Below are 4,428 nucleotides of genomic sequence, written 5' to 3' on the forward strand. Positions count from 1 at the left end.
CGGCGCGGGCCGCCCCGGAGATCGCCCGGGCCAGGTCGAGGCGGTCGCCGAGCTCGAGCGAGGCCGCGATCTCGTCGGCGTCCTGGGCGCGCAGCACGTCCCGTGCGCGGCCGGCGATCCGGTGCAGCTCGGTGCGCACGTCGAGCAGCAGCATCCGGGCCTCGACGACCTCGCCGGAGGGCCGGTCGACCAGCTGCGCGGCGGCGAGATGGTCCAGGAGCTGCACGTCCCGCAGCCCGCCGTGCCCGGACTTGAGGTCCGGCTCGATGCGGTGCGCGACGTCGCCGACCTTGGCCCAGCGCTGCCGCGCGGAGTCGGCGATCTCGTCGAAGCGGTTGCGCACGCCCGCCCGCCACGCCTGTCGGACGGCCTGCTTGACCTTCTCCGACAGGGCCGGGTCGCCGGCGATGTGCCGCAGCTCGAGCAGCCCGTACGCGGCCCGCAGGTCGGTGGCGGCGACCTGGACGGCCTGGCCGGGGGTGCGCACCGAGTGGTCCAGCCCGATGCCGGCGTCCCACAGCGGGTACCAGAGCTGCTCGGCGAGCCGGTCGACGTCCTTGCGCCCGTCGTGCAGCAGCACCAGGTCGAGGTCGGAGTAGGGGGCCAGCTCGCGGCGCCCCAGCGCTCCCACCGCGACCAGCGCCGCACGGTCCGTGACGCCGATCGCGGCGCAGCGCGAGGACAACCAGAAGTCGTGCAGGTCGACCAGCGCGGTCCGCAGGGCGTCGGGGGCGAGCCGCCGCCGTCCGCCCTGCCGGTCCAGCAGTACGGCCTTGGCGCGGACGAGGTCCTCGGCCGTCCCGGAGGCCGCCTCCGCCCCGGATCCGGGCGCCGATCCTGCCGGTCCCGATCCCGGCCCTGATCCCGGCCCTGATCCCACTGCGGTCACCGACCCGCCCCCACGTCCGCCGGCCCCCGGCCGGCACCGCTCCACCCCGACAGAATCGCCACCGCCACGGGCCTCACAGCGCGTCCGGGCCCCGTTCCCCGGTCCGGACCCGCACCACCGTCCCCAGCGGCACGACCCACACCTTCCCGTCGCCGATCTTCCCGGTGCGGGAGGCCTGCACGACCGCGTCGACGGTCTTGTCGACCACCGAGTCGTCCACGACGACGTCGATCCGCACCTTCGGCACGAAGTCCCTCCGGTAGTCCGCGCCGCGGTAGACCTCGGTGTGCCCCCGCTGGCGGCCGTAGCCGGTCACCTCGCTGACGGTCATCCCCGCCACGTCCAGCCGCTCCAGGCCGGCCCGGACGTCGTCGAGCGCGAAGGGTTTGACGATCGCGGTCACGAGCATCATCACGGTTCTCCGATCGGTGGTGGGTCGGTCGGACCGACGGCACCCGCCCGTCCCGGGTTCCGGGCGAACGGGAGGAAACGCCCTCCCCGGTGAGACGCCGGAGGCCCGCCGTGCCGACCGGCACGACGGGCCTCGGCCGCTCGGGCGAGTGCCGTCGAGGGGCTCCGTCAGACGGCGTCGGTCCCGCGCTCGCCGGTGCGGACCCGGACGACGGTCTCGACCGGGGAGACCCAGACCTTGCCGTCGCCGATCTTGCCGGTCCGGGCGGCCTCGACGACCGCGTCGACCACCTTGTCCGCGAGGGCGTCGTCCGCGACGACCTCCACCCGGACCTTCGGCACGAAGTCCACGGAGTACTCCGCACCCCGGTAGACCTCGGTGTGGCCCTTCTGCCGGCCGTAGCCCTGGACCTCGGAGACGGTCATCCCGAGGACCCCGATCTGCTCGAGGGCACCCTTGACGTCCTCCAGGACGAACGGCTTCACGATGGCGGTGATCAGCTTCATGGCTCAGCTCTCCTTGCCGGCGGCGACGTGCGCGGCCGCCTGCGGGGTGGCGGCGTCGGGGCGGGGGGTGCCCGCGGTCCCGGCCAGGCCGCGGTGGCTGGAGAAGTCGTAGCTGGTCTCGGCGTGCTCGCTCTCGTCGATGCCGGTCGCCTCGTCCTCCGGGCTGATCCGGATCCTGCCGCCGAAGACCGCCTTGACGATCAGCGCGATGACGAAGGTCAGGATGCCCGAGTAGAGGAGCACCGCGGCCGCGCCGACGATCTGGCGCCAGAGCTGGTCCACACCGCCGCCGTAGAACAGGCCGGCGACCCCGGCGCCCGAGCCCGGGTCGGCGAAGAAGCCGATGAGCACGGTGCCGGCGAGACCACCGACGAGGTGGACGCCGACGACGTCGAGCGAGTCGTCGTAGCCGAAGCGGAACTTGAGGCCCACGGCCAGGGCGCACAGCGCCGAGGCGATGGCACCGACCGCGATCGCGCCCATCGGCGAGACCGAGGAACAGGCCGGGGTGATCGCGACCAGACCGGCGACGACACCGGAGGCGGCACCGAGGCTGGTGGCCTTGCCGTCCCGGATCCGCTCCACGAGCAGCCAGGCGAGCATCGCGGCGCAGGTGGCGACGATCGTGTTGACCATCGCGTAGCCGGCGAGGCCCGAGGCGCCGACGGCCGAGCCGGCGTTGAAGCCGAACCAGCCGAACCACAGGATGCCGGCGCCGAGCATGACCAGGGTCAGGTTGTGCGGGCGCATGGGCTCGCGCGGCCAGCCGCGGCGCTTGCCGACGACGATCGCCAGGGCGAGGGCGGCGACACCGGCGTTGATGTGGACCGCGGTACCGCCGGCGAAGTCGATCGCCTTGAGCTGGTTGGCGATCCAGCCACCGGTCTCGGCGGTGACGCCGTCGAAGGCGAACACCCAGTGCGCGACCGGGAAGTACACGACGGTCGCCCAGATGCCGGCGAAGAGCAGCCAGGCACCGAACTTCATGCGGTCGGCCACCGCACCCGAGATCAGGGCGACGGTGATGATCGCGAAGGTGGCCTGGAAGCCGACGAACACGAGCGCCGGGATCGAGCCGACGAGCGGGAAGCTCACGTCGGGCGCCGCGTCGGTGGCGACGTAGTTGCCGACGAACAGCCCCTTCAGGCCCCAGTGCTCGGTCGGGCTGCCGAGCAGGCCGCCGGCGACGTCGTCGCCGAAGGCCATCGAGTAGCCGTAGAGCACCCACAGGACGCCGACGAGCCCCATCGAGGACAGGCTCATCATCATCATGTTGAGCACGCTCTTGCTACGGACCATGCCGCCGTAGAAGAACGCGAGCCCCGGCGTCATGAACAGCACCAGCGCGGTGCTGGCGAGCATCCACGCGGTGTCGCCGCTACTGAACGCGTCCACGGATCTCCCTCCCGTTCGTGTCCGCACCCTCGTGCGGCAGGTGCCGGAATAATCGGAGCGGGATGTTTCCGGGGAGATCGCACTGTGTTTCCGGGGGATGAACCCAGCTCCCTCGTGGGTTACATCCACGTTTCCTGTCCCGACCGTCGCGATCCGTGCGCGCAGCGTGACGGGAACCGTGACCGTTCCGCACCCTGCGCGCCGGGAAGATCACCACTGGTGATCATCCCGGCGCCCGCGGCGGGGAGGGCCCTCAGCCCAGGAGGGCGTCGACGAAGGCCTTCGGCTCGAAGGGGGCGAGGTCGTCCGGGCCCTCGCCGAGGCCGACGAGCTTGACCGGCACGCCGAGCTCGCGCTGCACGCGGAAGACGATGCCGCCCTTCGCCGTGCCGTCCAGCTTGGTCAGCGCGATGCCGGTGACCTTCACGACCTCGCCGAACACGCGGGCCTGGATCAGCCCGTTCTGACCGGTCGTGGCGTCGAGGACCAGGATCACCTCGTCGACCTCGGCCTGCCGCTCCACGACGCGCTTGACCTTGCCCAGCTCGTCCATCAGGCCGGTCTTGGTGTGCAGCCGCCCGGCGGTGTCGAGGATGACGGCGTCGGCCCCGTCGGCGGTGCCGCGCTTGACGGCGTCGAACGCGACGGCGGCCGGGTCGGCCCCCTCGGGACCGCGGACGACGGCGGCGCCGGCCCGCTCTCCCCACGTCGTGAGCTGCTCGGCGGCGGCGGCCCGGAAGGTGTCGGCCGCACCCAGCACGACGTGCCTGCCGCTCGCGACGAGCACCCGCGCCAGCTTGCCCGTGGTGGTCGTCTTGCCCGTGCCGTTGACGCCGACGACGAGCAGGACGCCCGGCCGGCCGTCGTGCGGCAGCGCGCGGATCGAGCGGTTCAGGTCGCTCTCGAGGGCCTCGATCAGGACCTCGCGCAGCAGCTGGCGGGCCTGGTCCGGGGTGCGGACGGCGCGGCGGGCCAGCTCGGTGCGCAGCGTCTCGACGAGCTCGGCGGTCATCTCCGGGCCGAGGTCGGCCTGCAGGAGGGTGGCCTCGACGTCCTCCCACGACTCCTCGTCGAGCTCGCCGCCGCCGAGCAGGCCGAGCAGGCTCTGCCCGAACGCCGACCGGGAGCGCGAGAGGTTGCCGCGCAGCCGCTCGAGCCGGCCCTCCGCCGGGGCGATCTCCTCGGTGGGGGCGGGCGGCGCGGCGGGGGCGGTCTCGGCCGGCGGC

5 protein-coding genes are annotated in these 4,428 nt (G+C 73.2%); all 5 read right to left on the reverse strand.

Going from position 1 to position 4,428, the window contains the following annotated elements; translation table 11 throughout:
* Window positions 1-889 (reverse strand): [protein-PII] uridylyltransferase family protein (locus ACFQH9_RS24685; protein WP_465269541.1); only part of this gene is annotated, 889 nt, incomplete at its 3' end.
* Window positions 890-962: 73 nt separating this feature from the next.
* On the reverse strand, window positions 963-1,301 hold the full coding sequence (locus tag ACFQH9_RS24690) for a P-II family nitrogen regulator (protein ID WP_379569454.1): 339 nt from the start codon (window positions 1,299-1,301) through the stop codon (window positions 963-965).
* A 167-nt stretch (window positions 1,302-1,468) separates the two neighbouring features.
* The gene (locus ACFQH9_RS24695; RefSeq protein WP_379569456.1) at window positions 1,469-1,807 is read right to left on the reverse strand and encodes a P-II family nitrogen regulator; all 339 of its coding nucleotides are present in this window, start codon (window positions 1,805-1,807) and stop codon (window positions 1,469-1,471) included.
* 3 nt (window positions 1,808-1,810) lie between these two features.
* Window positions 1,811-3,169 (reverse strand): ammonium transporter, encoded by a 1,359-nt coding sequence (locus ACFQH9_RS24700; protein ID WP_379569460.1) that lies wholly within the window; start codon window positions 3,167-3,169, stop codon window positions 1,811-1,813.
* 286 nt (window positions 3,170-3,455) lie between these two features.
* Window positions 3,456-4,428, reverse strand: a 973-nt coding sequence (gene ftsY / locus ACFQH9_RS24705) for a signal recognition particle-docking protein FtsY (RefSeq protein WP_379569458.1), incomplete at its 5' end; no start/stop codon positions are given.

The organism is Pseudonocardia lutea (genome assembly GCF_042658055.1).
Classification (GTDB): Bacteria; Actinomycetota; Actinomycetes; order Mycobacteriales; family Pseudonocardiaceae; genus Pseudonocardia; species Pseudonocardia lutea.

What these genes read in the sequence shown, in the direction of transcription:
- ACFQH9_RS24690 (WP_379569454.1), bottom strand. Translation starts at nt 1,301, where the DNA reads ATGATGCTCGTGACCGCGATCGTCAAACCCTTCGCGCTCGACGACGTC.
- ACFQH9_RS24695 (WP_379569456.1), bottom strand. Translation starts at nt 1,807, where the DNA reads ATGAAGCTGATCACCGCCATCGTGAAGCCGTTCGTCCTGGAGGACGTC.
- ACFQH9_RS24700 (WP_379569460.1), bottom strand. Translation starts at nt 3,169, where the DNA reads ATGCTCGCCAGCACCGCGCTGGTGCTGTTCATGACGCCGGGGCTCGCG.